The following is a 25245-nucleotide window of genomic DNA, read 5'->3' as shown; positions in this document are numbered from 1 at the left end:
TGTTGGGGCATGCAGCTGCGTCGCCCGCCCCTGGTCGTGCCCTCCCTGCTGGTGGCACTGGCCCTGCTGGCCGGGTGCGGGGACGACGAGACTGTCCAGCGCGTCCCCGGCGACCCGGTGACCACCCAGGAGGCCGAGGTCCTCGGTCAGGTGCTCGCCGCCGACCTCGAGGAGGGCGGCGCCGACTTCGAGGTGACCGCCCCCTACGCCGAGGGCGCCGTCCTCACGCTCACCGGCGAGATCGACTTCGCCGAGGGGATCGGGCGGGCGCAGGCCGTCACCAGCTACGCCGACGGGCGCCCCGAGGACACCCGCACCCTCTTCTTCACCGGTGAGGACCTCTGGCAGGGCGACGTCCCCGGGCTGGCCGAGGCGCTGGAGGAGGCCGGCCTCCCGCCCGCCACCTACGTGCGCCGCCCGATCACCACCACGCAGGCCGGCGGAACCGCCTCGCTGCTGGACGTGCTGGTCCAGATGGTGCCCAAGCTCGCCGCCCCGACGGCCGACGACCCGCGGTCCTTCGCGGGCTACACCTGGGCGGGCAGCCAGTCGATCAACGGGGAGCTGGCCTCGGTCTTCCAGAACCCGACGGGGACGACGATCGCCGTGGCCGCCGAGAGCGAGCTGCTGGTGCAGTACTCCACCACGCTGCAGGACGTCCCCGTCACCATCACCCTGGCCGACCACGGCGAGCGGGAGATCACGCTCCCGGCCGACAGCGACACGGTGAGCCTCGCCGAGCACCCGGACCTCGCGGCGGCGCTAGGCCTGTAGCCGCGCCGGGCTGAAGACAGAGCAGGAGGGGGCGGCCTCTTCCCCAGGTCGCCCCCTCCTGCGGTCCCCTTCCTACCAGGCCGCGACCGGATCCGGGAGTCGACACGCGGTCATAGCGGCCCAGGAGCCGGTTCAGTTGGCGGAGGGGTCCGCCGGGGCGGTGGAGAGCACGGCCAGCCGGCCCGACTGGCGGCGCAGCACCGACCGCCACAGCTCCGGCCCGGACGCGCCGGTCAGCACGTCGGCGGGGATCCCGGTGACGCAGGCCCAGGCGCCCTCGGCCAGCTCGCCGGCCAGCTGCCCGGCCGACCACCCGGCGTACCCGGCGAACACCCGCAGACCGCCGATCTCGCCGTCCAGCTCCGCCGGGTCGCTGTCCAGGTCGACCAGGTGCACCGCGCCGGCGACCTCACGGAGCCCGCTGTCGTCCGGCAGCGGCGTGCTGCCCCGGCGGGTGGCCAGGCACAGGGCGGTGTCGGCCTCGCAGGGCCCGCCGACGTGGAAGACGCCCGGCTCCACGGCCAGCTCCGACCACCCCGGCAGCACGTCGCCGATCCGGACCTCGCTGGGCCGGCCGAGCACGACGCCGATGGTGCCGGTGTCGGCGTGGTCCAGGACGTAGACGACCGCCCCGGCGAAGGTGGGGTCGGTCAGGGCCGGCATCGCGACCAGCAGGGATCCCGGCCGGACGTCGTCCAGCGAGCCGACCGACAGGGCCGGTACGCCGGTACGCCGGCCCCGCCCCGCAGCCTGGCCGGCGGCGGGACGACGTTCGGGGTCGGGTGACGAGGGCACCGGGTTCATCGCCTCCCAGTGTGCATCAGGGACGAGCCGGAGGGGTGGCCCATCGGCCTGCCTCCTGACCGCCCGACCTCGGCTGCCGCCCGGCCACCGGCGACGTAGTGTGGCTGGGATGCAGCAGGCGCCCACCACCGTGCGTCATCTGTTGCTGCGCGCCGACTTCCGCCGCCTGCTGGCCACCCGGCTGTCCTCGCAGTTCGGCGACGGCGTCTTCCAGGCCGCGCTGGCCGGCACGGTGCTGTTCAACCCCCAGCAGGCCACCAACCCCATCGACGTCGCGGCCGGGTTCGCCGTGCTGCTGCTGCCGTACTCGCTGGTCGGTCCGTTCGCCGGGGTGTGGCTGGACCGCTGGAGCCGTCGGCAGGTGCTGCTGGTCGCCAACGTGGTCCGCGCGGTCCTCGTGGTCGCGGTCGCTGCGCTCATCCTGGCCGGGATCCAGGGGATCGGGTTCTACGTCGCCGGGCTGCTGGTGTTCTCGGTCAACCGTTTCGTGCTCTCTGCGCTCTCCGCCGGGCTGCCGCACACCACCGACGCACCCTCGCTGGTCTCGGCGAACGCGCTGTCGACGACGTCCGGGGCGGTGGCCGGCGTGCTGGGCGGCGGGGTCGCCATCGGCGCGACCGCGATCATCGGCTCCGGCAGCGGCGGCTACGCCGGCCTGGCCCTGGCCTCGGCGGTGCCCTACCTGGTGGCCTCCGCCGTCGTCTCCCGCTTCCCGCGCGGCCACCTCGGCCCCGACCACCTCAGCCTGGCCGCCACGGTCAGCGCTCGCGACGTGCTGCACGGGATGGTGGCCGGCGCGCGGCACATGCTGGCGCACCCACCGGCGACGGCCATCCTGTCGGTGATGGCGGTGCACCGGCTGATGTACGGGCTGCTGACCCTCATGACGCTGCTGCTCTACCGCAACTCCTTCGCCGGCGACACCGGGCTCTTCCCGGGCGGGCTGGCCGGGCTGGGCCAGGTGCTCGCGGCCGGCGCCGCCGGCACCCTGCTGGCGGCCGCGGTGACGCCGTGGGCGGTGCGCCGGTGGGGCAAGGCCGCCTGGGTGGTCGGGCTGCTGGTGCTCGGCGGCACCGGCCAGCTGGTGCTGGGCGGGCTGTTCCGGCCGGCGGCCATCGTGGCCGCCGTCCTCGTCCTGGGGTTCGTCGCCCAGGGCATCAAGATCTGTGTCGACACCACGCTCCAGGAGGCGGTGGACGACGACTTCCGCGGCCGGGTCTTCTCCGTCTACGACACCCTGTTCAACGCCACCTTCGTGGCGGCGCTGCTGGCCGGGGCGTTCCTGATGCCGGCGTCCGGCGTCAGCTGGGTGCTGCTGGTCGGCATCGCCGCCGGCTACCTGCTCACCGCCGTGGCGTTCAGCCGCTGGGCCCGCGCCGAGGCCCGGCGCACCGACGACGCCCCGCTCGCCCTGCGGGTGTCGCTCACCCCGTAGTCAGCTGCCCTGGTCGCGGGCCCGCCACCAGGCGAGCAGCTCGGCCTCGGCCTCCTCGGGCTCCAGCGGCCCTCGCTCCAGGCGCAGGTCCTTGAGGAAGCGCCAGGCCTCGCCGACCTCGCGGCCCGGCGGGATCTCCAGCAGCTCCATGATCCGGTTGCCGTCCAGGTCCGGCCGGATCCGGGAGAGGTTCTCCTCCTCCGAGAGCACCTGGATCCGCTCCTCGAGCGAGTCGTAGGTCGCCGACAGCGCTGCCGCCCGCCGCCGGTTGCGGGTGGTGCAGTCGGAGCGGACCAGCTTGTGCAGCTGCGGCAGCAGGTCACCGGCGTCGGTGACGTACCGGCGGACGGCGGAGTCGGTCCACTCACCGCGGCCGTACCCGTGGAAGCGCAGGTGCAGGAAGGTCAGCCGGGAGACCGCCTCGACGACGTCCTTCGGGTACTTCAGCGCGAGCAGCCGCTTGCGCACCAGCTTGGCGCCGACGACCTCGTGGTGGTGGAAGGAGACCCGGCCGCGGTCCTCGTGCCGCCGGGTGGCCGGCTTGCCGATGTCGTGCAGCAGCGCCGCCAGCCGCAGCACCAGGTCGGGGGACTGCGCTCCGGGGTCGGCCTTCTCCAGCGCGATCGCCTGGTCCAGCACGGTCAGCGAGTGGACGTAGACGTCCTTGTGCTGGTGGTGCTCGTCGATCTCCATCCGCAGCGCGGACAGCTCGGGCAGGACGACGTCGGCCAGCCCGGTGGAGACGAAGAGGTCCAGCGCCGGGCCGGGGGCGTCGTTGAGCAGCGTGCGGGAGAACTCGTGCTGCACCCGCTCGGCGGTGATCCGGCCGAGCTCGGGGGCGAGGGCGGTCATCGCCTCGACCACCTCGTCGTCCGGGGTCAGGCCCAACTGGGCGACGAACCGGACCGCCCGCAGCATCCGGAGCGGGTCGTCGGCGAAGGAGTCGACCGCCCGGCCCGGGGTGCGCAGCCGCCGGGCCAGCAGGTCGCCCAGCCCGCCGAAGGGGTCGGTGACCGTGCGGTCGGGGCCCAGCGAGACCGCCATCGCGTTGACGGTGAAGTCGCGCCGGGCCAGGTCGTCGGTGAGCGAGGTGCCCCAGGCGACCTCCGGGTTGCGGGACTCCCGGTCGTAGCGGTCGGCGCGGAAGGTGGTGATCTCCACCCGCTCACCGCGCACCTCGGCGCCGACGGTGCCGAAGGCGATGCCGGTGTTCCACGTGGAACTGGCCCAGCCCCGGAGCACCTCGAGGGTCTGCTCCGGCCGGGCGTCGGTGGTCAGGTCCAGGTCGCCGGTGGGCAGCGGCCGTCCCGTCCCGGACGCCAGCAGGGCATCGCGCACCGAACCGCCCACGAGGTGCACCTCGTGGCCGGCTGCGGAGAACCGTTCGCCGAGGGCGACCAGCACGGGGGAGACCTCGACGAGCTCGCGCACCGTCTGCTGCACCGCCGCGGGGACGGGCGGGGGTGGTGGGGTCGGGCCGGAGGGGGCGCGACGCGACGGCTCGGTTGACACGACGGTCGAGGGTAGTGCCGTGTCGCGCGCTACCCTGCTGACATGGCTGGGACGGGCGGGCGGCAGCGCCCCGGCCGCCGGCTGCGTCGGGTCGACGAGACCTCGGCGGGAGGGCTGGTGGTCGCAGATGACGAGGTCACCGGGCCGCGCGCCGCGCTGATCGGCCGGACCGACCGCCGCGGTCGCCTGCTCTGGTCGCTGCCCAAGGGGCACATCGAGCAGGGCGAGACCCCGGAGGACACCGCCGTCCGTGAGGTCGCGGAGGAGACCGGCATCATCGGCCAGGTCGTCGCCCCGCTGGGCATCATCGACTTCTGGTTCGTCGCCGACGGCCGCCGCGTGCACAAGACGGTCCACCACTTCCTGCTCCGGGCCACCGGCGGCGCCCTGTCCGACGCCGACGTCGAGGTCACCGAGGTCGCCTGGGTGCCGCTGACCGAGCTCGGCGGGCGTCTGGCCTACGCCGACGAGCGTGCGCTGGTCGAGCGCGCGCCCGGCCTCCTGGCCGACAGCGCGTGACCCGGCGGGCCGCCGGCCGCGCCGGCGGCCGGCAGGTGCTGCTCGGCGCCCTCGTGACCGTGGTCGGCGGGATGCTGGGCGTCCCGGCCGCGTCCGCAGCGCCCGGCGACGCCGGCCGCGCGACCGGCTCGTCGGCCGACCGGCCCCTGGAGCTGACCCTGGACCGGCTGGAGCCGCGGACCGTCACGCCGGGCGCCGCCGTCGAGGTCACCGCCACCCTGCGCAACGACAGCACCGAGACCTACGAGGACCTGGAGGTGCGGCTGCAGCGGGGCGAGGTGCTGACCTCGCGCAGCCGGCTCGCCGCCGACCTCGCCCGGCCCGGTGACCACACCGCGGCGACCACGCCCTTCCTCGAGGTGTCCTCGGACGAGCTCGAGCCAGGGGAGGAGGTCACGTTCACCTACCCCAGCACCGCCGACGGGCTGCAGCTCACCGCCGACGGGGTGTACCCGTTCCTGGTCAACGTCAACGGCACCCGTGCCGACGGGGTCACCGAGCGGGTGGCCGAGCTGTCCACCCACCTCGTCGTCCAGCCGGCGGAGCCGGCCACCCGGACGGGGGTGGCGTGGCTCTGGCCGATCACCGACCGCCCGCACCGGGACGCCACCGGCGCCTTCACCGACGACGCGCTCGCCGCCCAGGTGGCCGAGGGCGGCCGGCTGGACCGGGTCCTGGAGACCGTGGAGCAGCTGCCGCGCACCACGGCTCCGACGCCGGCGGAGACCGAGCCCGTCGTGCCGGTGACCCTCGCCGTCGACCCGGCGCTGCTCGAGGAGCTGTCGGCCATGGCCGCCGGCCCCTACCTGGTGGACGGCGAGGAGGGCACCGGCACCGCCGACGCGGCCGCACTCCTCGAGCGACTGCGCCGACTGGCCGCCGACCACGACGTGGTGGCCCTGCCGTACGCCGACGCCGACGCCGACGCCCTGGTCGCGGCCGGCCGGCCCGATGCGCTCCTCCGCACGTTGCCCGGTGCGGGCACCGCCCGCCAGCCCGGCACCGCAGACGGGGCCCTGGTCCCGGCGCCCGCGGCCGGCCCGTCGGGGGAGACCGGCGCCGGGGCCGCGATCGTGGAGGAGGTGCTCGGCGTGGAGCCGCGCACCGACCTGGCCTGGCCGGCCGGTGGCACCGTCGACGAGGCCACCCTGGCCACCCTGGCCGACGGCGGGGTCGGCACCGTGGTGCTGGCCGAGGACGGGCTGACCGGCGGCAGCCGGGCGGTGGGGGACGACGGCGACCCGGCCGCCGCCCGCGGCGACCTGACGACCGACGGCGGGCCGGTCACCACGCTGGTCGCCGACGGGGAACTGGCCGAGGCCGTCGAGGCCGCGACCCTCCAGCCGGGGGCGGGGCGACTGGTCGAACAGCGCCACCTGGCCGAGCTCGCGGCGCTGCACGCCCAGCAGGCCGACGGCGTCGGCTCCACCGTGCTCGTCGCCCCACCCCGCTGGGTGGACCCGGACCCGGGCACCGTGGCCGCGATGATGACCGACACGTACACCCAACCGTGGCTGGTCCCGTTCTCGGTGACCGCAGCGGCCGACGGCCCGGCCGCCGACGTCGGGGAGCTGACCGGCACCGACCCGGACGTCCGGCTGCCGGCCGCGACGATGGCCGGGATCGTGGAGACCTCGCGGGTGCGGGACGACTTCGCCGCCGCCGTGGTCGGCGACGCCGACGCGGCGCTCGCCGGGTACGACGCGGCGATCGCCCGGGCGGCGTCCGCGCAGTGGCGCGGCCAGCCGGCGGCGTCCCAGGCCGCGGTCACCGACCTGCGGGACACGGTCGCCCGTCTGCGGGAGCAGGTCACGCTGGTCACCCCTGCGGACGGGACCTACACCCTCGCCTCCAGTGACGCCCCGCTCGTGCTCACCGTGCGCAACGACCTGCCCTTCGCCGTCGAGGTCCGGCTGGACCTCCAGGCCCGCAGCAACGTCCAGCTCACCACCGAGGACATCGGCGTGCAGACGCTGGGGCCGGAGTCGCTCACCCAGATCGAGGTGCCCGCCGACGTCCAGCAGTCCGGCGGGTTCACCGTCACCGCACGGCTGACCACGCCCACCGAGGTCCCGCTGGGCGAGCCGGTGCAGCTGCAGGTGCGGAGCACCGCGTACGGCCCGGTCACCCTGGCGATCACCCTCGGCGCCGCCGCGCTGCTGGCCCTGCTCTTCCTCCGCCGGGCGGTGCGCTTCGTGCTGCGCCGCCGGCGCGGCGAGCCGGCCCCCACCGCGGACGAGGCGGTCGGCCTGCCGCCCACCCGGAGCCCGGTGTGAGCGGCGGCCCACCGGCCGGGTCGGAGGACCAGCGCACCGGCTCATCCGGTGCGCGGCCCCGGACGCCCGCACCGCTGCCCCCGCCTCCGTACCGCGGGGCACAGCCCGGTCCGCCGCCCACTCCGCCCACCGCCGTCCCGGCGCCGGTGGTCGGCAACCAGCCCGAGAGCCTGGCCCCGTCGCTCTCCCCGCGACCGTTGCCACCGCCCGCCGGCTACCCGGCGGCGCGGCCGACGGGGAACCGTCCGGCCGACGCCGCCCGCCGGCGTGCCGTGCTGCCCCCGGTGCCGCCACCGGCGCGGCCCCGACGCTTCGTGCCCGGCCCGGACGACACCCAGCTCATCCCGGTCATCCCGGCGGTGCCGCGCTACCTCGAGGACGAGCCGGAGGACCCCGAGGTCCGCCAGGGTCGCTCCGGTGGCAGCGGCGGCATCCTGCGCGCGGCCGGGACGATGGCCGTGGCGAGCCTGGTCTCCCGGCTGACCGGCTTCCTGCGCACCGTGGTGCTCACCGCCGCGCTGGGCTTCGGGCTGGTCGGCAACGCCTACACCGTGGCCAACACGCTGCCCAACATCGTCTACGAGCTGCTGCTCGGCGGGGTGCTGACCTCGGTCGTCGTCCCGTTGCTGGTCAGCGCGCAGGAGCGGGACGCCGACGGGGGCGTGCGGTACACCCAGCGGCTGCTCACCCTGGCCACCGTCGGCCTGGCTGCGCTCACCGTCGTGGCCGTGCTCGCGGCACCCGCGCTGACCTGGCTGATGGGCATCCGGGAGGACCCGGGGCAGGTGGAGCTGGCCAACTGGCTGGCCCGGATCCTGCTGGTGGAGATCGTCTTCTACGGGATCGGCGCGCTGGCGACAGCAGTGCTCAACGCCCGGCAGGTGTTCGGGCCGCCGGCCTGGGCGCCGGTGCTGAACAACGTCGTGGTGATCGCCACCGGGGCGGTGTTCCTCCTGGCGGCCGGGCCGGGCGACCTGACGCCGGTCACCATCACCGCCTTCCAGGTCTGGCTGCTGGGCATCGGCACCACGCTGGGCATCGCCGTGCAGGCGTTCGTGTTGCTGCCGCTGCTGGGCCGGCACGGGGTGCCGCTGCGGCCGCGGTGGGGGCTGCGGGGCACCGGGCTGGGCGAGGCCGGCACGCTCGGGCTCTGGGTGATCGGCTACGTGCTGGTCAGCCAGGTCGGTGTCGTCGTCGCCAGCATCGTGGCCAACGAGGCCGCCGACGCCGGCGGCCTCGGCCCGCTGGCGTTCAGCAACGCCAGCCTGCTGTTCCAGATGCCCTACGGGATCATCGGCGTCGCGCTGCTGACCGCCCTCCTGCCCCGGATGAGCCGGGCGGCCGCCCGGCACGACATGGACGGCGTCGTCGCCGACCTCTCGCTGGGCACCCGCCTGTCGGCGACCGGGCTGCTGCCGGTGACCGCCCTGCTGGTGGTCCTGGGACCCGCGGTGGGCATCGTGGCCTTCGCCCGCGGCAACGCCGACGTCGACGACGCCCGGGGGGTGGGCGTCGCCCTCGCGGTGGGCGCGTTCGGGCTGCTGCCGATGGCGGTCACCCTGCTGCAGCTGCGGGTGTTCTACGCCATGAAGGACGCCCGGACCCCGACGCTCATCCAGGTGGCGATGGTCGCCGTCCGGGTGCCGCTGCTGCTGCTCGTGCCGGTGCTGGTCGACCCGGAGCACGTCGTGGCCGGGCTGATGATCGCCACGAGCGCCACCTACGTGGCCGGCTGGGTGGTGGGCGCGATCGCCCTGGAGCGCAAGCTCGGAGTGCGGGCCAGCGCCGAGGCAGGCACCACGGTGCTGCGGATGGCTGCGGTCTCGGCCGTCGCCGGGGCCCTCGGCTGGGCGGCCGTGTCGCTCGCGGGCAGGTCACTGGGCACCTCGGTGCCGGGCTCGCTCGGGACGGTCGTCCTCGGTACCGTGGTCATCGGCAGCGCGGTCGTCGCGGGTGCCGTGATGGCCGGTGTCCCGGAGCTCCGGGGGCTACTGGCCGGGATCCGGGCTCGACTCGGGCGCTCACGGTGACCAGGCGGTCTCGGGCCAGAACCGGGGGCGCCGTTCCCGGCCGTGAACGAGCAGGGGGTCGGCAGCGTCCGTGACGTCGACGACAACCGGCCTGCCCGACCGCTACCGCCCGCTGGACCAGGTGGCCCCCGACGAGGAGACGCCCACCGGCGTCATCCGCACCTGGCGCGCCCGTGACCGGGTGCTCAACCGTGACGTGGCGTTGCGGGTGCACACCCCCGGCGGCCCGGCCGCGCGGGAGTGGATCAACCGCGCGCTGACCGCCGGTGGGCTGGCCACCCCCGCGCTGGCGATGGTCTACGACGCCGCCGAGGGCACCGGCCGCACCGAGCCCGGCGGCGCCGCCTACGTCGTCAACGAGTGGATCGAGGGCATCCGGCTCTCCGATCGGCTCGCCACCGAGGGCCCGCTGTCCGAGCGCGAGGCGCGCGCGGTGGTCCGCCGGCTGGCCGAGGGGGTCGCGGAGGCCCATCGGGTGGGCCTGGCCGTCGGCGGTCTCACGCCCGAGCACGTCGTGCTGCGTCCCGGCGGCCTGGTCGGCCTGCTGTCGGTGCCGGCGGCCAGCGGCACCGAGAAGGGCGACATCACCGCCCTGGGGGCCCTGCTGGAGCTGTGCCTGACCGGCCTGCCCGGCGCCCGGCCCGCCGAGATCTCCTCGCCCGACCTCGCCGCCCTGGTGCGCCGGGCCCGGTCGACCGACCCGGCCACCGGGTTGTCGAGCGTGACCACGATGGTCTCGCTGCTGGTCGAGCGTCCGCGTACCGGCCCGCAGGAGGCCGCCCGGCCCGACGGCCTCACCGACAGCGGCTGGGTGCGCCGCCTGCGCGACCGGCGCGACCTGGCCGATGCTGACGAGGCCGCCGAGGACGACGGCGACGAGGACCAGCCGGTCCGGCTGGTCCGCAACCACCTGCCGCCCGTCCCCGGGGCGTCGCTGTCCCGCCCGCTGTCCGCCGGGCCGGCGGGGTACGGCGCCGAGGGCGACCTCGTCCTCGACGGGACCTTCGTGGCCGAGGACGACGGCGTCGCCGAGCGCGAGGCGTCGTCGTCCGCCCGGCGGCGACTGGCCGTGATCGGGCTGCCGGTGCTGGCGCTGGCCCTCGTCGTGGCCATCGGCTGGTGGTTCGGCACCAACGTGCTCTCCGTGGCCGGCAGCGTCGAGGGCGGTCCGACCGGGTCGACGCCGGAGTCCAGCACGACCGCCGCGGCCGCCCCGGCACCCGGTGAGGAGCCGGCACCGGCCCCGCCGGCCGCCGGCGCCCCGGTGCTCCTCACCGGCGCCACGGTCTTCGACCCGTTCGGTGACGGCGAGCCGGAGAACGACGACGAGGTCCCGCTGTCCTTCGACGGCGACCCGAGCACCGCGTGGTCGACGCTGAACTACCGGGGCTCGGCCGACTTCGGCAACCTGAAGCCCGGCGTCGGCGTCCTGTACGACCTGGGCAGCGCGCAGCCGGTGAGCAGCGTCGCGCTGCAGACGACCCGGCCCGGGGCGACCGTGGAGGTGCGCACCGGCGGTTCACCGGAGGCTGGGCTGGAGGCGTTCGACGTCGCCGCCTCCGCGGAGCTGACCGGCGAGGACGTGCTGGAGTTCGCCGAGCCGGCGACCACCCGGTACGTGCTGGTGTGGGTGACCGGCCTCGTCCCCGTCGACGAGGGCTTCAGCGCCGATCTGGCCGAGGTCAGCGTCACCGCAGCCGGCTGACGAAGGACCCGGCCGCCCCCAGGGAATGACCGCCCTAGGCTGTCCGTTGTGCCGCCTGTGACGAGCAACGACCCCACTCCCGGCCTGACGGTCCCGACCGCTGCCGCCCCGGAGATCCCTCCGGCCGAGCACGACGGGATCCGCGACCTGATCATCATCGGGTCCGGTCCCGCCGGGTACACCGCTGCCACGTACGCCGCCCGCGCGAACCTGCACCCCCTCGTGTTCGAGGGGTCCCAGTTCGGCGGTGCACTGATGACCACCACCGAGGTCGAGAACTTCCCCGGCTTCCCCGAGGGCGTCCAGGGCCCGCAGCTGATGGACGACATGCGCACCCAGGCCGAGCGCTTCGGCGCCGAGCTGGTCGCCCGGGACGTCACCGAGGTCGACCTCACCGTCGACCCGAAGATCATCAAGGTCGGCGACGAGGTGCACCGCGCGCACGCCGTCATCGTCGCCACCGGCTCCAAGTACCGGTACCTCGGGCTGGACAACGAGCAGCGACTGCTCGGCCGCGGTGTCTCCGCCTGCGCCACCTGCGACGGCTTCTTCTTCCGCGACCAGGACATCGCGGTCGTCGGCGGCGGCGACTCGGCGATGGAGGAGGCCACCTTCCTCACCCGCTTCGCCAAGTCGGTCACCGTGGTGCACCGCCGCGAAGAGCTGCGCGCGTCGAAGATCATGGTCAAGCGCGCGCAGGACAACGAGAAGATCCGCTGGGCGCTGGGCAAGCAGGTCACCGAGGTGCACGGCGACACCACCGTCGAGGCGGTGGAGCTGACCGACGTGGCCACCGGCGCGACGGAGCAGCTCCCGGTCTCCGGCATGTTCGTCGCCATCGGCCACGACCCCCGCACTGAGCTCTTCGTCGGGCAGTTGAAGCTGGACGACGAGGGGTACGTGGTGGTCTCCCACCCGACGACCGACACCAACGTCGACGGCGTCTTCGCCTGCGGCGACGTGGTCGACCACATCTACCGGCAGGCGATCACCTCGGCCGGCACCGGCGCCGCCGCGGCGATCGACGCCGAGCGCTGGCTCGCCGAGACCTTCGACGAGCGCTGAACCACAGACTGCGCTGAAACCACAGACTGCACCGTCCCCTCTGAGCAAGGAGCAGCACCATGGCAGGCAAGAACACCGTGACCGTCACCGACTCGAGCTTCGCCACTGACGTCCTGGGCAGCGACAAGCCCGTGCTGGTCGACTTCTGGGCCGAGTGGTGCGGGCCGTGCAAGATGGTCGCCCCCGTGCTGGAGGAGATCGCGGCCGAGCACGCCGACAAGCTGACGATCGCCAAGCTCAACATCGACGAGAACCCGCAGATCGCCCGCGACTACCAGGTCATGTCGATCCCGACCATGACGGTCTTCCAGGGTGGCAAGCCGGTCAAGAGCATCATCGGCGCCAAGCCCAAGGGCGCCATCCTGTCGGACCTGTCCGACTACCTCTGATCCGTCGGGCCGGCCACCGGCCGACGCGGCACCGCAGCCCCTCCGCTGCGGTGCGGATCGCATGGTGAGGCCCGCCCGTCCCCCCGGACCGGCGGGCCTCGCCCGTTCCGGGCGACGGTCACCCGGAGGGGGCACCGGGTCACCCGGTGCACCGTCCGGTCGTGCACACCCGCCACAATCGTCTCCAGCGGCCTCGACCGGCCGTCCTGACCCGAGCGAGGAGCGACGACCTGCGCATGGACGTCCTGCGACCTGGCAGCACCGGTCCCGCCGTGGCGGAGGTGCAGACCATGCTCCGTTCCCTCGGCCTGCTGACCGATGAGCCGGAGCGACCAGAGCGTCCGGACGACGCGGGCTACGACGCAGCCACCGAGCTCGCCGTCCGACACTTCCAGCAGGTGCGCGGGCTCTCCGTCGACGGCCGGGTGGGTGACGAGACCTACCGGGCACTGCACGAGGCACGCTGGTCCCTGGGCGACCGGCTGCTGCGGTTCGACCCCGAGCGGCCGACCCGGGGGGACGACGTCCGGCGGCTGCAGGAGCTGCTCCTGGAGCTCGGCTACGACGCCGGCCGGGCCGACGGCATGCTGGGCGCCGACACGGAGCTGGGCCTGCGGGCGTTCCAGCGCGACTACGGGTTGACCGCCGACGGCACGTGCGGTCCGGCCACGCTGCGCGCGCTCAAGCAGCTGGGTCGCCGGGTCACCGGTGGCCGGCCGCAGCTGCTGCGGCAGAGCGCCTCGCTGGTCGACTCCGGGCCACACCTCATCGGCCGGGTCATCGTCATCGACCCCGGCCACGGCGGTACGGACAGCGGGTACACGGCCGGGGAGACCACCGAGGCCGACCTGGTCTTCGACCTCGCCTCCCGGATCGAGGGCCGGCTGGCCGCCGCGGGTGCCACGGTGTACCTCACCCGCGGCCGCACCGTGGACCAGAGCGCGGAGGACCGCACCGCCTTCGCCAACCAGGCTCGTGCCGACCTCTTCCTCTCCCTGCACATGGAGGCGCACGGGTCGGCACACGCCCGCGGCGTCGCCAGCTACTACTACGGCACCGGGTCCGGGGCGAGCTCCACGGTCGGCGAGGAGTTCGCCAACCTGGTGCGCCGCGAGGTCATCGCCCGCACCGGCATGCTCGACTGTGGTTCCCACCCCAAGACCTGGGACATCCTGCGGATGACGAGGATGCCCGCGGTCCGGATCGACTGCGGCTACCTCTCCCACCCGGTCGACCGGTTGCTGCTGCTGGACGCCCGGCTGCGCAGCACCGTCGCCCAGGCCGTCGTGGCCGCCGTCCAGCGGCTCTTCCTGCCCGCCGACGCCGACCCGGCCACCGGCACCTTCCTGCTGCCCGCCCGCGGCTGAACGGCCGGCAGTGAGGCGGGCATAGACTCCGAGAGGTGACCCCTCCTGTGCCCGGCCCGTCGGTCGGAACCGGTCAGGCCGGGGCGCACTCCAGCGGTGCGTCCCCGCACGTCTCCCCGCGGCACCCGCGGCTGGACCCCTTGGCCGACCGGTACGCAGCACGCACCCACGGCATGAAGAGCTCGGAGATCCGGGCACTGTTCTCCGTGGTCAGTCGGCCCGAGGTCGTCTCGCTCGCCGGGGGCATGCCCGCGGTCACCGCGCTGCCGCTGGACGCCGTCGGGTCGATGATCGGCGAGCTGGTGTCCGGCATGGGCGCCCAGACCCTGCAGTACGGCTCCGGCCAGGGTGACCCCCGGCTGCGGGAGCGGATCTGCGACGTCATGGCCCTGGAGGGCATCACCGACGCCTCGCCCAGCGAGGTGGTCGTCACCGTCGGCTCCCAGCAGGGGCTCGACCTCGTCACCCGCGTCTTCGTCGACCCCGGTGACGTCATCCTCGCCGAGGCGCCCTCCTACGTCGGGGCCCTCGGGGTCTTCCAGGCCGCCCAGGCCCAGGTCCGGCACGTCGCCATGGACGACGACGGGCTGATCCCCGAGGCGCTGGAGGAGGCCCTGCTGGAGTGCCGGGCCCGCGGTGACCGGGTGAAGTTCCTGTACACGGTGCCGAACTTCCACAACCCCGCCGGCGTCACGCTGACCGAGGTCCGCCGCGAGGCGATCATGGCGATCGCCGAGCAGTACGACCTGCTGGTCATCGAGGACAACCCGTACGGGCTGCTCGGTTTCGACAAGGAGCCGATGCGCGCCCTGCGCGCCCGCAACGAGCACCGGGTCATCTACCTGGGGTCGTTCTCGAAGACCTTCTCCCCGGGCCTGCGCGTGGGCTGGGTGCTGGCCCCGCTGGCCGTGCGGGAGAAGCTGGTGCTCGCCACCGAGGCGCAGGTCCTCTGCCCGCCCTCGCTCACCCAGTACGCGGTCGCCCGCTACCTGGACACCCAGCCCTGGCGCGAGCAGATCAAGGTCTTCACCGAGCTGTACCGCGAGCGGCGGGACGCCACGCTGGAGTCGCTCACCGCGCTCATGCCGCCGGGCACCACCTGGACCAAGCCGGACGGCGGGTTCTACGTCTGGCTGAAGCTGCCGAACGGCCTGGACGCCAAGCTCATGCAGCCCCGTGCGGTCGCCGCCCACGTCGCCTACGTGCCCGGGATCGGCTTCTACGCCGACGGTGGTGGCCGGGAGCACATGCGGCTGTCCTACTGCTATCCCGAGCCGCACCAGATCCGCGAGGGGGTGCGCCGGCTGGCTCGGGTGATCGAGGCCGAGCTGGACCTGCACTCCACCTTCGACGCCGTCGACACCGGGACGTTCCGCGCGGTGGGCCCGGCCACGACCCGGCCGGAGAGCAGCCGAACGACCCCGCCGCCGGTCATCGGGCCGGCGAACAGCGACCAGAGCGAGGACCGTCAGCCATGACCGACCAGGCGGCCACAGCGGAGGCGGCACCCGACGCTCCGACGACCCCGCTGCGGGCCCTGGTGCTCGCCGGTGGGCTCACCTTCGAGCGCGAGGTCAGCATCAACTCCGGCGGGCAGGTGGTCGAGGCGCTGACCCGGGCCGGGGTGGACGCGGAGATGCGGGACGCCGACGCCGGGCTGCTGCCCGGTCTGGCGGCCTCGCCGTCCGACGCGGTGTTCATCGCGCTGCACGGCGCCACCGGCGAGGACGGCGCGCTCCGGGCCGTGCTGGACCTGGCCGGCGTGCCCTACGTCGGCTCCCCGGCCGCTGCCTGCCGGCTGGCCTGGGACAAGCCGGCCGCCAAGTCGGTCGTGCGCACCGCCGGGGTCACGACCCCGGACTGGGTCGCCCTGCCGCACAGCACCTTCCGGGAGCTGGGCGCCGGCGCCGTCCTGGACCTCATCGTGGCCCGGCTCGGACTCCCGCTCATGGTGAAGCCGGCCTCGGGTGGCTCGTCGCTCGGCGTGCAGCGGGTGAGCCGGGTCGAGGACCTGCCGGCCGCGATGGTCAGCTGCTTCGCCTACGGCGACACGGTGATGGTGGAGCGGTTCGTCGACGGGGTCGAGTTGGCCCTCTCGGTGATCGACCTCGGGAACGGTCCGGAAGCCCTTCCTGCGGTCGAGATCGCCCCCGAGTCCGGGGTCTTCGACTACACCTCCCGTTACACCCCCGGGATGACCGAGTACCACTCCCCGGCGCGGGTCTCCGACGAGGTCGCTGCTCGTGCGTCGGAGGTGGCCCTGCGGGTGCACGAGGTGCTGGGGCTGGCCGGCCTGTCCCGCACCGACGCGATCGTCACCCCCGACGGCGCGGTGCAGTTCCTCGAGGTGAACGTCTCCCCGGGGCTGACGGAGACGTCGATGTTCCCGATGGCGGTCGAGGCGGCCGGGTACGGGCTCGGCGACGTCCTCGGCCGGTTGCTCGCGCGCGCGGCGGCCGAAGGGCCGATCACCGGGTGAGGTGGTCGTCCGGACGGATGACCACCTCCCACCGAGTTACGTCTGTGACGTAACTGCGGCGCTCACTCCTGCTGGCTGCGCCCGGTGATGTCGGGCGCCATCATCCCGACGATCCGCTGCAGGTCGTCGACCGAGCCGAACTCCACGACGATCCGGCCCTTGGCCCGGCCGATCTGCACCTTCACCTTGGTCTCGAACACGTCCGACAGCCGGCCGGCGAGATCTTCGACCCCGGGGGCACTGATCTTCCGGGCGGAACGGCGGGCCGCGGTGGGGGAGTCGGCGACCGCCATCGCGACGGCCTCCTCGGTCGCCCGGACCGACATGCCCTCGGCGACGATGCGAGTGGCCAGGGCGTCCTGCGCCTCCGCCTCCGGCAGACCGAGCAGAGCCCGGGCGTGACCGGCCGAGATGACGCCGGCGGCCACCCGGGTCTGCACCTTCACCGGCAGCTTCATCAGCCGGATGGTGTTGGTGACCTGGGAGCGGCTGCGCCCGATCTTGCTGGCCAGCTCCTCGTGGGTGGCGCCGAACTCCTCGAGCAGCTGCTGGTAGGCGGCTGCCTCCTCCAGCGGGTTGAGCTGGACCCGGTGGATGTTCTCCAGCAGGGCGTCGCGCAGCATGGCGTCGTCGGTGGTGTCCCGGACGATCGCGGGCACGGTCTCCAGGCCGGCCGCCCGCGACGCACGCAGCCGGCGCTCGCCCATGATGAGCTCGTAGCGGCCGTCACCGGCCTCCCGCACCACGATCGGCTGGAGCAGACCGAACTCGCGCACCGAGTGGGTGAGCTCCTCCAGCGCCTCGTCGTCGAAGACCTGTCGCGGCTGCTTGGGGTTCGGGACGATGTCGTCGACCGGCAGCTCGCGCAACTGCGCGCCGGGGACGCCGGCGACCTCCTCGAGCGCCCGGCTCGGGAGCTCGTGCACCGACGCCGTCCGAGTGGCCTCCGGAGGGGTGGCCCCGGCCTGGTCGACCGCCGTGGCGGCGACCTCGGCTGCCTCCGCCGCACGAGCCGCCGGGGTCGCCGTGGGAGCCGGTGCACTGGTGGGGATCAGAGCCGCCAGGCCCCGCCCCAGACCGCCGCGCTTGGTCACTGGTCCTCCTCGCAGATGCCCGGTGTCCGCAGACGCGGCTCGGGGGTGGGAATGGAGCGCACCGGGGTCACGTCGCGTGCCGTCCGCGCTGGGCCGGAGCCGTCGCCGGCTCACCGAGCACCAGCGCTGCTACCGACGGCGGACCGGCGACCGGTGGCGGTGGCCCGCCCACCGGCGGCGGGTAGACCGGTGCGGCGACCGGTGGTGGGGGAGGAGGCTGGCTGATCGGCTGAGGCGTCGACGCCGGCAGGGCCGCTCCCCGGCGGGCGAGCTCCCGCGCGGCCTCCACGTAGCTGGTCGAGCCACGGGAGCCAGGGTCGTAGGTGAGCACCGACTGCCCGTAGCCCGGCGCCTCGCTCACCCGGACGTTCCGCGGGATGACCGCCGCGAGCACCAGGTCACCGAAGTGGTTGCGCACCTCGTCGGCCACCTGGTCGGCGAGCTTGGTACGACCGTCGTACATGGTGAGCAGGATCGTGCTCACCGAGATGCCCGGGTTCAGGTGGGCGCGCACCAGGTCGATGTTCGACAGCAGCTGCCCGAGGCCCTCCAGGGCGTAGTACTCGCACTGGATGGGGATCAGCACCTCGTCCCCGGCCACCAGCGCGTTCAGCGTGAGCAGCCCCAGGGACGGCGGGCAGTCGATCAGGACGTAGTGCGGGCGCTCCTCGGCGGGGAGCTCGTGCAGATAGGTCTCGATCGAGCGCCGCAGCCGGTGCTCCCGCGCGACCACGGAGACGAGCTCGATCTCCGCGCCGGCGAGGTCGATCGTCGCCGGGACGCAGAAGAGGTTCGGGCTCGCTGTCGTCGGGTGGGTGACCTCGGCGAGCGTGTTGTCGCCGACGAGCGCGTCGTAGATCGAGGGGGTGCCCACGGTGTGCTCCACACCGAGGGCGGTGCTGGCGTTCCCCTGGGGGTCGAGGTCGATGACCAGCGTCCGCAGCCCGTACATGGCCAGGGCGACGCCCAGGTTGACCGTCGACGTCGTCTTCCCGACGCCACCCTTCTGGTTCGCCACCGTGACCACCCGGATCCGCCCCGGCGCCGGGAAGGGTTCCTGGTCAGCGGCGTGCAGCACGCGCGTGGCCCGCATCGCCTCCATGGCGATCGGGCTGTCGAAGTCGGGACCGACCGGGAGATCGGCGGCGAGGCTGTTGCGCAGGCGCTCGCCCGGGTCCGTCATCGGTGCGTCCTCCTCACCACCGTGTTCCACGTGGAACAGGGCGCGGTCGCTACGGCGAGTTCCACGTGAAACCGGCTCACCCTGCCGAGCGCCCGGACCGGGAGATGCCAGCGCGCGTCATGAGCACCACGGTAGTGGCTGCGGCACCGAGCTCGACACCGACTGCCCGCGTGTGCACGTCCCGCATGCCCGCAGCCTCCAACTCCGGCACCAGATCCGGCACCTCGGCTGCTGCCCGGGCGCCGACCAGGGCGATCAGCTGGGCCCCCGGGGCCAGCAGCCCACGGCACCAGCCCACCAGTCGCGGCAGCGGCGCCACCGCCCGCGCCGTGACCACGTCCACCGGCCCGACCGCCCGGACGACCGACCGCTCCTCGGCACGCCCGCGCACCACCCGCCAGGGAGCGCCCAGTTCCGTCACGACGTCCTGGAGGAACTCCACCCGACGGGCCATCGGCTCGACCAGCGTCAGCGTGAGGTCAGGCCGGGCCAGCCCCAGCGGCACGCCGGGGAGCCCGGCGCCACTGCCCACGTCGACCACCCGGCTGCCCTGCGGCACCACCTCGGCCAGCGCAGCGCTGTTCAGCACGTGGCGGTCCCACAGCCGGGGCACCTCACGCGGCCCGATCAGCCCTCGGACCACACCGTCACCAGCGAGCATCCCGACGTAGCGGGCCGCCTGCTCCACAGCCGGACCGAACAGAGCGATGGCCGCCGCCGATGGTTCCGGAACGGGACCGGACGGATCAGCTGCGGACGGCGGGCACTCGGCCTGGCCCTCCTCCTCGGTCACCGGTCCGGCAGGACCACGACGCGCCGGTTCGGCTCCTCGCCCTCCGACTCACTGCGCACACCGGCGGCTGCGGCGATGACGTCGTGCACGACCTTCCGCTCGAACGGGTTCATCGGCGAGAGGCGCTCGGGTGCTCCGCTCTCGGCGACCCGCTCGGCCGCTGCGGACGCCAGGCTGGTGAGGTCTGCGCGCCGCTTGGCCCGGAAGCCCCCGATGTCGAGCATCAGCCGGCTGCGGACACCGGTGGACTGGGCCACCGCCAGCCGGGTCAGCTCCTGGAGCGCCTCCAGCGTGGCGCCGTCGGGCCCGATGAGGGTCTTCAGCTGGCCGCCGACGACCGCGACCGAGGCCCGGTCACCCTCGACGTCCAGGTCGATGTCGCCGTCCACGTCCAGGATGTCGAGCAACCGCTCGAGGTAGTCGCCGGCGACGTCCCCCTCGCGGACGAGCAGGCCGTCCCCGCCGTCCTCGTCGTCGGACTCGTCCTCGACGTCGACCGGCTCGACGACGGCGTCGGAGGACGCCGGGTCGGCGTCGGGGAGCGCGGGGTCACCGCTCCCGCCGGCCGGGGTCAGCAGGGCGTCCGAGGTCGCCTCGGACGTGGCCACGGTGTCGTTGTCGGATGCACTCACGGAGTCCTCCAGGGTCGTGCAGGCGGCCGGGCGAGCCCGGTGGTCAGGGGGCGGGCACGCCGCGGGCTCGCACCCGGGTGCCGCAGCCGGTCAGCGGCGCTTGCGTTTGCCTCGGTTGGCGGGCCCGGCCGACGACCGGCTGCCCGAGGAGCCCGTGCGGGGGCGGGGACCTCCGCCACCCGGGGGCCGGCCGTTGGCCGAGCCGCCCTCCGCGGGTCCGGTCCCCTCGGCGGGGGTCGCACCGGCCGGCGGCGCGTCGGGGGTGGCGCCGTCGCCGTCCACCGTGGGGGAGGGGGCCGCGGTCGCCCCGCGAGTGCCCGACTTGGGGCGCACCGGCTTCGCGCCCGGCTTGGGGGCGAGGGACTTCGGGTCGATTTGCGGCTTGTCGGCGGCGGCCTTGGCCAGCGCGGCCGGCGACCCGGGCGGGGGCAGCTTCTTCAGGATGTAGAACTGCTGGCCCAGGGTCCACAGGTTGTTGGTGAACCAGTAGAGGAGCACGCCGATCGGGAAGAAGAAGCCGGACACGAAGAGGCTCAGCGGCATGCCGTAGAGCAGCAGCTTCTGCACCATGGCGGCCTGACCCTCGACCGGGCCCGAGCGCCGCATGATCTGCTTCTGGGTGAAGAAGGTCGTCCCGCACATGATCACGATCAGCAGGAACGCGACGATCCGGATGTTGGTGTAACCGACGTCCGGCAGACCGAGGATCGCCTGCTCCTTCGCCCCGGTCATGTTGAACGAGGCGGAGATCGGCGCACCGAACAGCTGGGCCGAGGCGGCCTGGTTCGTGAGGGTGTCGGACCAGCTGTAGAGGCCGTCCTTGCCGGGGGCGATCCGGCGCAGCACGTGGAAGAGCGACAGGAAGATCGGGATCTGCGGCAGGATCGGCAGGCAGCCGGCCAGCGGGTTGACCCCGCGCTCCTTGTTCAGCGCCATCATCGCCTGGCTGAAGCCCTGCTTGTCGCTGCCGTACTGCTTGCGGAGCTTCTGGATCTCCGGCTGGATCTCCTGCATCGCCCGCTGGCTCTTCACCTGCTTGACGAACAGGCGGAACAGCAGGATGCGGATGGTGACGACCAGGAAGACGATCGACAGCGCCCAGGTGATCCCGCTCGCCGGGTCCAGGAACGTGGAGAACAGTGAGTGCCACTGCTTCATCACCCACGCGATCGCGGTGTACAGCCAGTCAAGCAACGCCAGCCTCCTGCTGCGCAGACCGGCGCGGAGCCGGCGGGGTGGCACGGTCGGGACGACGTGTGCCGTCAGCCGTCGACGCGGTCGCCGCGGACGGTTCGGGCGGGTGCGCCGCTGTGCACGACGAGTGGGTGGGCCCAGCGGTTCCTGAGCCCGGGTCGGGCGGTCCGTCGCCGGCCGCAGCGCCCCCGCGCCGCGGCGGGACGAAGTCGACGCCACCGGGGTGCCAGGGCGCGCACTTCGCCAGCCGGCGCACGGCCAGCCAGCTGCCCCGGCCGGCGCCGTGGACCTCGATGGCCTCGGCCGCGTAGGCGCTGCAGGTGGGCTCGAAGCGGCACCGTGGCGGGAACGCGGGGCTGATCGCCCGCTGGTAGAAGCGGACGGCGGCCAGCAACCCGCGGGCGGGCGCGATCGTCACGGCCGCCGTGCCCGGGGGCCGTGTCCGCCGAGCACCCGGTCGAGACCGGCGTCCAGGTCGCGGCTCAGCACGGCGGAACCGGCGTCGGCCGCCTCCGGGCGGGCCCGGATGACGAGGTCCGCGGTCGCGGGGAGCCGGTCCAGGCGGTCGCCGACCAGGTGGCGGAGCTGCCGGGTGACCCGGTGCCGGCAGACGGAGTTGCCGACGGCCTTGCCGACCACGAAACCGGCCCGCGGCCCGGTCGAAGGGTCCAGCGGACCCCCGACCCGGGCGACGGGCCGTTCGGAGAGGTAGTGCACCACCAGGGTCGGCCGCCCGGCACGCCGGCCGGACCGCATGACCGCGGTGAACTCCGGCCGCCGGCGCAGGCGTGCCTGCGCAGGCAGCACCTCAGGCGGAGAGCTTGTTGCGACCCTTGCCACGGCGAGCGGCGAGGATCGCGCGCCCGGCCCGGGTGCGCATCCGCAGCCGGAAGCCGTGGGTCTTGGCCCGACGACGGGTGTTCGGCTGGAACGTGCGCTTGCTCACGAGGGACTCCCACTGCTGACGACGTCGATGCGGCGCGCACCCGGTCGGGCAGCGCACGCGCGGGGCCGGGCAGGTCATCGGCCCCGGTGCTCCCGGGACCTGCGACCGTCCCGGTCTCCCGAGGCTGGTCTGCTGTGCGACGGACCCGGTGGTCACACCCCACGACCTCAGGGCATGCGCCGACTCCCGTGCACAGACTCCGACCAGCATAGCCGAGACCCGACGGGTCCCGGTCTGCTGGCCGGACCGCTCATGGTGCACCGCTGATCGGGCCACCCGGCGCCGGACACGCCGCAGCCGATCAGCGTGCCGGGCGCCGTCGTCGTTGTGCGCCTGTGGACGGGGCTGTTAGCGTCGCCGTCGCTCCGGGTCGGACGACCGGGCGCCGGTTCTCCTGCCGACCCCGTCGGCCGATCGCTCGCCGGACCCCCCTCCGATCGCCCCTGCCGGGGCGCTCACCAGCCATGACGTCGTGCCCGGCAGCGCGGACGCCGGTCATCGGACCACGTGTCGCCGAGCGTGCACAGACTGTGGACACTCATGTGGACGCAGCACCGCCGGACGTCCACAGCTGGGGAACCGACGGGGGATCCAGCGGGTCCCCGACCTCCGTCCCACCTGTGGACGACGGCTCCGGGGCCGCACCGCGGCTCCAGGGTCACACCAGAGGCGTCACACCAGAGGCAGAGCACCGAAGGCACGGGAAGGGACACAGTCGATGGCCGACGATCCGGTCGACCTGGCGACGGTCTGGGACCAGGCCCGCGAGAGACTCGCCAGCAGCCTGACCCCGCAGCAGAAGGCGGTGCTCAACCTCACCCGCCCGCTCGGCCTGTTCGAGGACACCGCCGTGCTCGCCGCGCCCAACGAGTTCACCCAGACGGTGCTCGAGTCCCGCATGCGCATGGTGCTGGCCGAGGCGCTGTCCGCGGAGATCGGCCGGGACATCCGGGTGGCGGTGCAACTGGAGGACATGCCGGTGCCGCCACCGGCCCCCGAGGCACCTCGGCTCGGCGCCGAGCCGGAGGTCCGTCGCTGGCCCACAGCGGAGCAGGACCGGCTGGACCAGGACCGTCTCACCCAGGACCGGCTGGCCCACGACCGCGCCTCGGAGGAGCTGGCTGCCCGCGAGCGTGCGGCGCACGACCGGGCCGCCGAGGACCGCGCCGACCGGGACCGGGTCGACGACGGGCGGAGCGCCTTCGGAGTGCGGACCGATGCCGCCCGGGCCGAGGCCTGGCTGCCCGAGTCCGGGGACGGTCGCGACTGGTCGCGGGGATCGGCCTCCGACGACCAGTCCGACGGCGGCCCCCGCCGGCTCGCCCCGTGGGACCGGGACCCGGGGGACGCCGGCCGCGACCAGGCGCCGGGGAACGAGAGCACCGCTGACCGCCCCGCCGAGCGCTCGGGCCGCGGCGGCGGCGCCGTCCCCCTGTTCGCCGACCGGCGCCCCGGCGGCCTGGACCCGGGGCTCAACGGCAAGTACGTCTTCGACAGCTTCGTCATCGGCAACAGCAACCGGTTCGCGCACGCGGCCGCCGTCGCCGTCGCCGAGGCCCCGGCCCGCGCCTACAACCCGCTGTTCATCTACGGCGACTCCGGGCTGGGCAAGACGCACCTGCTGCACGCGATCGGCCACTACGCGGCGCGGATGTTCCCCAACGTGCGGGTGCGGTACGTCAGCACCGAGGAGTTCACCAACGAGTTCATCAACCTGGTGCACTCCGGCCGGGCCGAGGACTTCCGGCGTCGCTACCGGGACATCGACTTCCTGCTGATCGACGACATCCAGTTCCTGGAGCGCGCCGAGCGCACCCAGGAGGAGTTCTTCCACACCTTCAACACGCTGCACAACGCCAGCAAGCAGATCGTCATCACCTCCGACCGCGCGCCGAAGAAGCTGACGACGCTGGAGGACCGACTCCGCACCCGCTTCGAGTGGGGCCTGATCACCGACGTCCAGGCACCCGACCTGGAGACCCGGATCGCGATCCTGCGCAAGAAGGCCTACGGGGAGCGGCTGCAGGCGCCCGACGCGGTGCTCGAGTTCATCGCCAGCAAGGTGCAGACCAACATCCGCGAGCTCGAGGGCGCGCTGATCCGGGTCACCGCCTTCGCCAGCCTGAACAAGCAGCCGGTCGACCTCGCGCTGGCCGAGATGGTGCTCAAGGACCTGATCAGCGACGAGCAGGGCCCGCAGATCACCGCGGCGATCATCATGGCCGCCACCGCCGAGTACTTCTCCGTGACGATGGAGGAGCTGCAGGGCGCCAACCGCAGCCGCACCCTGGTCAACGCCCGGCAGATCGCCATGTACCTGTGCCGGGAGCTCACCGAGCTCTCCCTGCCGCGGATCGGGGCCTCGTTCGGCGGCAAGGACCACACCACGGTCATGCACGCGGTCAAGAAGATCACCGGCCTGATGAGCGAGCGCCGGGCGACCTACACCCAGGTCACCGAGCTCACCGCCCGGATCAAGAGCCGCGCCCGCTCCTGATCCTCCGGCCGAGTCCCGGTCCCACCGGCTGGGGCTCGGCCGTCGCACGTCCGGACACCGACCGCCCGCCGGTCCGGTGGCTCCGGCGCGCCCTCGCGGTGCCCGACCGGAGTGGCTCCGCCGGCGTCGAGTCGGCCTCCGTGTCTCCTTGTCCCCAGATCTGTACACAGCCTGGGGAGAGCCGGGACCCACTGCCCACGGCCGCCCTCGTCCCGCGACCAGCCGCATCTGCGCAGGTCCAGCGGGTGCACCCGGCACGGCGCCGTCCCCCAGGTGTCCACAAGTCGCCCACCGGTGCCGGTGGACAGCCCACGGGACCCACACCGGGTGGGGACGGACCTGCGGGTGGAGGGGGGATGCGGGGTGGAGAGGGCACGGCGACAGTGCACGGCGGTCGAGTTGTCCACGTGTCGACACAGGCGGACGCCCACCGGCCCACAGCGAGCCAACAGGCCCATTCCGGGGGTGAACTGCACGAAGGGGTCCCGTCCCCAGGATCCACACCTGTGATGACGAAGATGAGCTATATCTCCCAGGTGTTCTCGAACCAC

The 25245-nt window shown here is 74.0% G+C and carries 22 protein-coding genes; 12 read left to right on the top strand and 10 right to left on the bottom strand.

What is annotated here, in order from left to right; translation table 11 throughout:
- Positions 1 to 9: 9 nt before the first annotated feature.
- A complete protein-coding gene (locus tag O2W15_RS05705; RefSeq protein WP_269178707.1) occupies positions 10 to 774 on the top strand; it encodes a hypothetical protein in 765 nt (254 codons plus the stop codon).
- Between the two features lie 132 nt (positions 775 to 906).
- Here O2W15_RS05705 and O2W15_RS05700 read toward each other — a convergent pair whose 3' ends face one another.
- Positions 907 to 1578: a YqgE/AlgH family protein gene (locus O2W15_RS05700; protein WP_269178706.1), complete on the bottom strand. Its 672-nt coding sequence runs from the start codon at positions 1576 to 1578 to the stop codon at positions 907 to 909.
- 109 nt (positions 1579 to 1687) lie between these two features.
- On the opposite strand from O2W15_RS05700, the gene O2W15_RS05695 reads away from it, so the two are divergent.
- Positions 1688 to 3013 (top strand): MFS transporter, encoded by a 1326-nt coding sequence (locus tag O2W15_RS05695; RefSeq protein ID WP_269178705.1) that lies wholly within the window; start codon positions 1688 to 1690, stop codon positions 3011 to 3013.
- On the opposite strand, the gene O2W15_RS05690 is transcribed toward O2W15_RS05695, so the two are convergent.
- Positions 3014 to 4525 carry a CCA tRNA nucleotidyltransferase gene (locus O2W15_RS05690; protein ID WP_269178704.1) on the bottom strand — a complete coding sequence of 504 codons (1512 nt, stop codon included), beginning with the start codon at positions 4523 to 4525 and terminating at the stop codon, positions 3014 to 3016.
- Between the two features lie 42 nt (positions 4526 to 4567).
- On the opposite strand from O2W15_RS05690, the gene O2W15_RS05685 reads away from it, so the two are divergent.
- The 9 genes from O2W15_RS05685 to O2W15_RS05645 all read left to right on the top strand — a co-directional run bounded on the left by O2W15_RS05685 (position 4568) and on the right by O2W15_RS05645 (position 16355).
- On the top strand, positions 4568 to 5044 hold the full coding sequence (locus O2W15_RS05685; RefSeq protein WP_036333049.1) for an NUDIX hydrolase: 477 nt from the start codon (positions 4568 to 4570) through the stop codon (positions 5042 to 5044).
- Positions 5041 to 7320 carry a DUF6049 family protein gene (locus O2W15_RS05680; RefSeq protein ID WP_269178703.1) on the top strand — a complete coding sequence of 760 codons (2280 nt, stop codon included), beginning with the start codon at positions 5041 to 5043 and terminating at the stop codon, positions 7318 to 7320. Before O2W15_RS05685 ends, O2W15_RS05680 begins: the two co-directional genes overlap by 4 nt.
- Positions 7321 to 7466: 146 nt before the next feature.
- On the top strand, positions 7467 to 9350 hold the full coding sequence (gene murJ / locus O2W15_RS05675) for a murein biosynthesis integral membrane protein MurJ (protein WP_269178702.1): 1884 nt from the start codon (positions 7467 to 7469) through the stop codon (positions 9348 to 9350).
- Positions 9351 to 9420: 70 nt separating this feature from the next.
- Positions 9421 to 11055, top strand: a complete 1635-nt coding sequence (locus O2W15_RS05670; RefSeq protein WP_269178701.1) for a protein kinase family protein — start codon at positions 9421 to 9423, stop codon at positions 11053 to 11055.
- Between the two features lie 48 nt (positions 11056 to 11103).
- On the top strand, positions 11104 to 12120 hold the full coding sequence (trxB, locus tag O2W15_RS05665) for a thioredoxin-disulfide reductase (protein WP_269178700.1): 1017 nt from the start codon (positions 11104 to 11106) through the stop codon (positions 12118 to 12120).
- Between the two features lie 59 nt (positions 12121 to 12179).
- Positions 12180 to 12509 carry a thioredoxin gene (gene trxA / locus O2W15_RS05660; RefSeq protein WP_036333052.1) on the top strand — a complete coding sequence of 110 codons (330 nt, stop codon included), beginning with the start codon at positions 12180 to 12182 and terminating at the stop codon, positions 12507 to 12509.
- 236 nt (positions 12510 to 12745) lie between these two features.
- Positions 12746 to 13876: an N-acetylmuramoyl-L-alanine amidase gene (locus tag O2W15_RS05655; protein ID WP_269178699.1), complete on the top strand. Its 1131-nt coding sequence runs from the start codon at positions 12746 to 12748 to the stop codon at positions 13874 to 13876.
- Positions 13877 to 13911: 35 nt separating this feature from the next.
- Positions 13912 to 15354, top strand: a complete 1443-nt coding sequence (locus O2W15_RS05650; RefSeq protein WP_269178698.1) for an aminotransferase-like domain-containing protein — start codon at positions 13912 to 13914, stop codon at positions 15352 to 15354.
- The gene (locus tag O2W15_RS05645; RefSeq protein ID WP_269178697.1) at positions 15351 to 16355 is read left to right on the top strand and encodes a D-alanine--D-alanine ligase family protein; all 1005 of its coding nucleotides are present in this window, start codon (positions 15351 to 15353) and stop codon (positions 16353 to 16355) included. The genes O2W15_RS05650 and O2W15_RS05645 overlap by 4 nt, the downstream gene beginning before the upstream one ends.
- A 62-nt stretch (positions 16356 to 16417) precedes the next feature.
- On the opposite strand, the gene O2W15_RS05640 is transcribed toward O2W15_RS05645, so the two are convergent.
- From O2W15_RS05640 to rpmH, 8 genes are all read right to left on the bottom strand, one after another.
- Entirely contained in the window at positions 16418 to 17449 is a 1032-nt protein-coding gene (locus O2W15_RS05640) for a ParB/RepB/Spo0J family partition protein (RefSeq protein ID WP_269164110.1), read from the bottom strand.
- A 67-nt stretch (positions 17450 to 17516) separates the two neighbouring features.
- Positions 17517 to 18632, bottom strand: coding sequence for a ParA family protein (locus O2W15_RS05635; RefSeq protein WP_331253862.1), 1116 nt, complete (start codon positions 18630 to 18632; stop codon positions 17517 to 17519).
- 76 nt (positions 18633 to 18708) lie between these two features.
- On the bottom strand, positions 18709 to 19320 hold the full coding sequence (rsmG, locus tag O2W15_RS05630; RefSeq protein WP_269178696.1) for a 16S rRNA (guanine(527)-N(7))-methyltransferase RsmG: 612 nt from the start codon (positions 19318 to 19320) through the stop codon (positions 18709 to 18711).
- 101 nt (positions 19321 to 19421) lie between these two features.
- On the bottom strand, positions 19422 to 20057 hold the full coding sequence (locus O2W15_RS05625) for a Jag family protein (protein ID WP_269178695.1): 636 nt from the start codon (positions 20055 to 20057) through the stop codon (positions 19422 to 19424).
- Positions 20058 to 20147: 90 nt separating this feature from the next.
- Entirely contained in the window at positions 20148 to 21251 is a 1104-nt protein-coding gene (gene yidC / locus O2W15_RS05620) for a membrane protein insertase YidC (protein WP_269164107.1), read from the bottom strand.
- Positions 21244 to 21669: a membrane protein insertion efficiency factor YidD gene (yidD, locus tag O2W15_RS23960; protein WP_269164106.1), complete on the bottom strand. Its 426-nt coding sequence runs from the start codon at positions 21667 to 21669 to the stop codon at positions 21244 to 21246. Before yidD ends, yidC begins: the two co-directional genes overlap by 8 nt.
- A complete protein-coding gene (gene rnpA / locus O2W15_RS05610; protein ID WP_269164105.1) occupies positions 21666 to 22058 on the bottom strand; it encodes a ribonuclease P protein component in 393 nt (130 codons plus the stop codon). The genes yidD and rnpA overlap by 4 nt, the downstream gene beginning before the upstream one ends.
- Before the next feature lies 1 nt (position 22059).
- Entirely contained in the window at positions 22060 to 22197 is a 138-nt protein-coding gene (gene rpmH, locus O2W15_RS05605; RefSeq protein WP_036333061.1) for a 50S ribosomal protein L34, read from the bottom strand.
- A gap of 718 nt (positions 22198 to 22915) precedes the next feature.
- Between rpmH and dnaA the strand changes: the two genes are divergently transcribed.
- Complete coding sequence (gene dnaA, locus O2W15_RS05600; protein WP_269178694.1) at positions 22916 to 24694, top strand: chromosomal replication initiator protein DnaA; 1779 nt, start codon at positions 22916 to 22918, stop codon at positions 24692 to 24694.
- Positions 24695 to 25245: the final 551 nt, after the last annotated feature.

Origin of the sequence: Modestobacter sp. VKM Ac-2979 (assembly GCF_026967995.1) — a bacterium.
GTDB lineage: Bacteria > Actinomycetota > Actinomycetes > Mycobacteriales > Geodermatophilaceae > Modestobacter.
This window is presented reverse-complemented; position numbering and strand designations above follow the sequence as displayed.

What these genes read in the sequence shown, in the direction of transcription:
- O2W15_RS05705 (WP_269178707.1), top strand. Translation starts at nt 10, where the DNA reads ATGCAGCTGCGTCGCCCGCCCCTGGTCGTGCCCTCCCTGCTGGTGGCA.
- O2W15_RS05700 (WP_269178706.1), bottom strand. Translation starts at nt 1,578, where the DNA reads ATGAACCCGGTGCCCTCGTCACCCGACCCCGAACGTCGTCCCGCCGCC.
- O2W15_RS05695 (WP_269178705.1), top strand. Translation starts at nt 1,688, where the DNA reads ATGCAGCAGGCGCCCACCACCGTGCGTCATCTGTTGCTGCGCGCCGAC.
- O2W15_RS05685 (WP_036333049.1), top strand. Translation starts at nt 4,568, where the DNA reads ATGGCTGGGACGGGCGGGCGGCAGCGCCCCGGCCGCCGGCTGCGTCGG.
- trxA (WP_036333052.1), top strand. Translation starts at nt 12,180, where the DNA reads ATGGCAGGCAAGAACACCGTGACCGTCACCGACTCGAGCTTCGCCACT.
- O2W15_RS05655 (WP_269178699.1), top strand. Translation starts at nt 12,746, where the DNA reads ATGGACGTCCTGCGACCTGGCAGCACCGGTCCCGCCGTGGCGGAGGTG.
- O2W15_RS05645 (WP_269178697.1), top strand. Translation starts at nt 15,351, where the DNA reads ATGACCGACCAGGCGGCCACAGCGGAGGCGGCACCCGACGCTCCGACG.
- O2W15_RS05635 (WP_331253862.1), bottom strand. Translation starts at nt 18,632, where the DNA reads ATGACGGACCCGGGCGAGCGCCTGCGCAACAGCCTCGCCGCCGATCTC.
- dnaA (WP_269178694.1), top strand. Translation starts at nt 22,916, where the DNA reads ATGGCCGACGATCCGGTCGACCTGGCGACGGTCTGGGACCAGGCCCGC.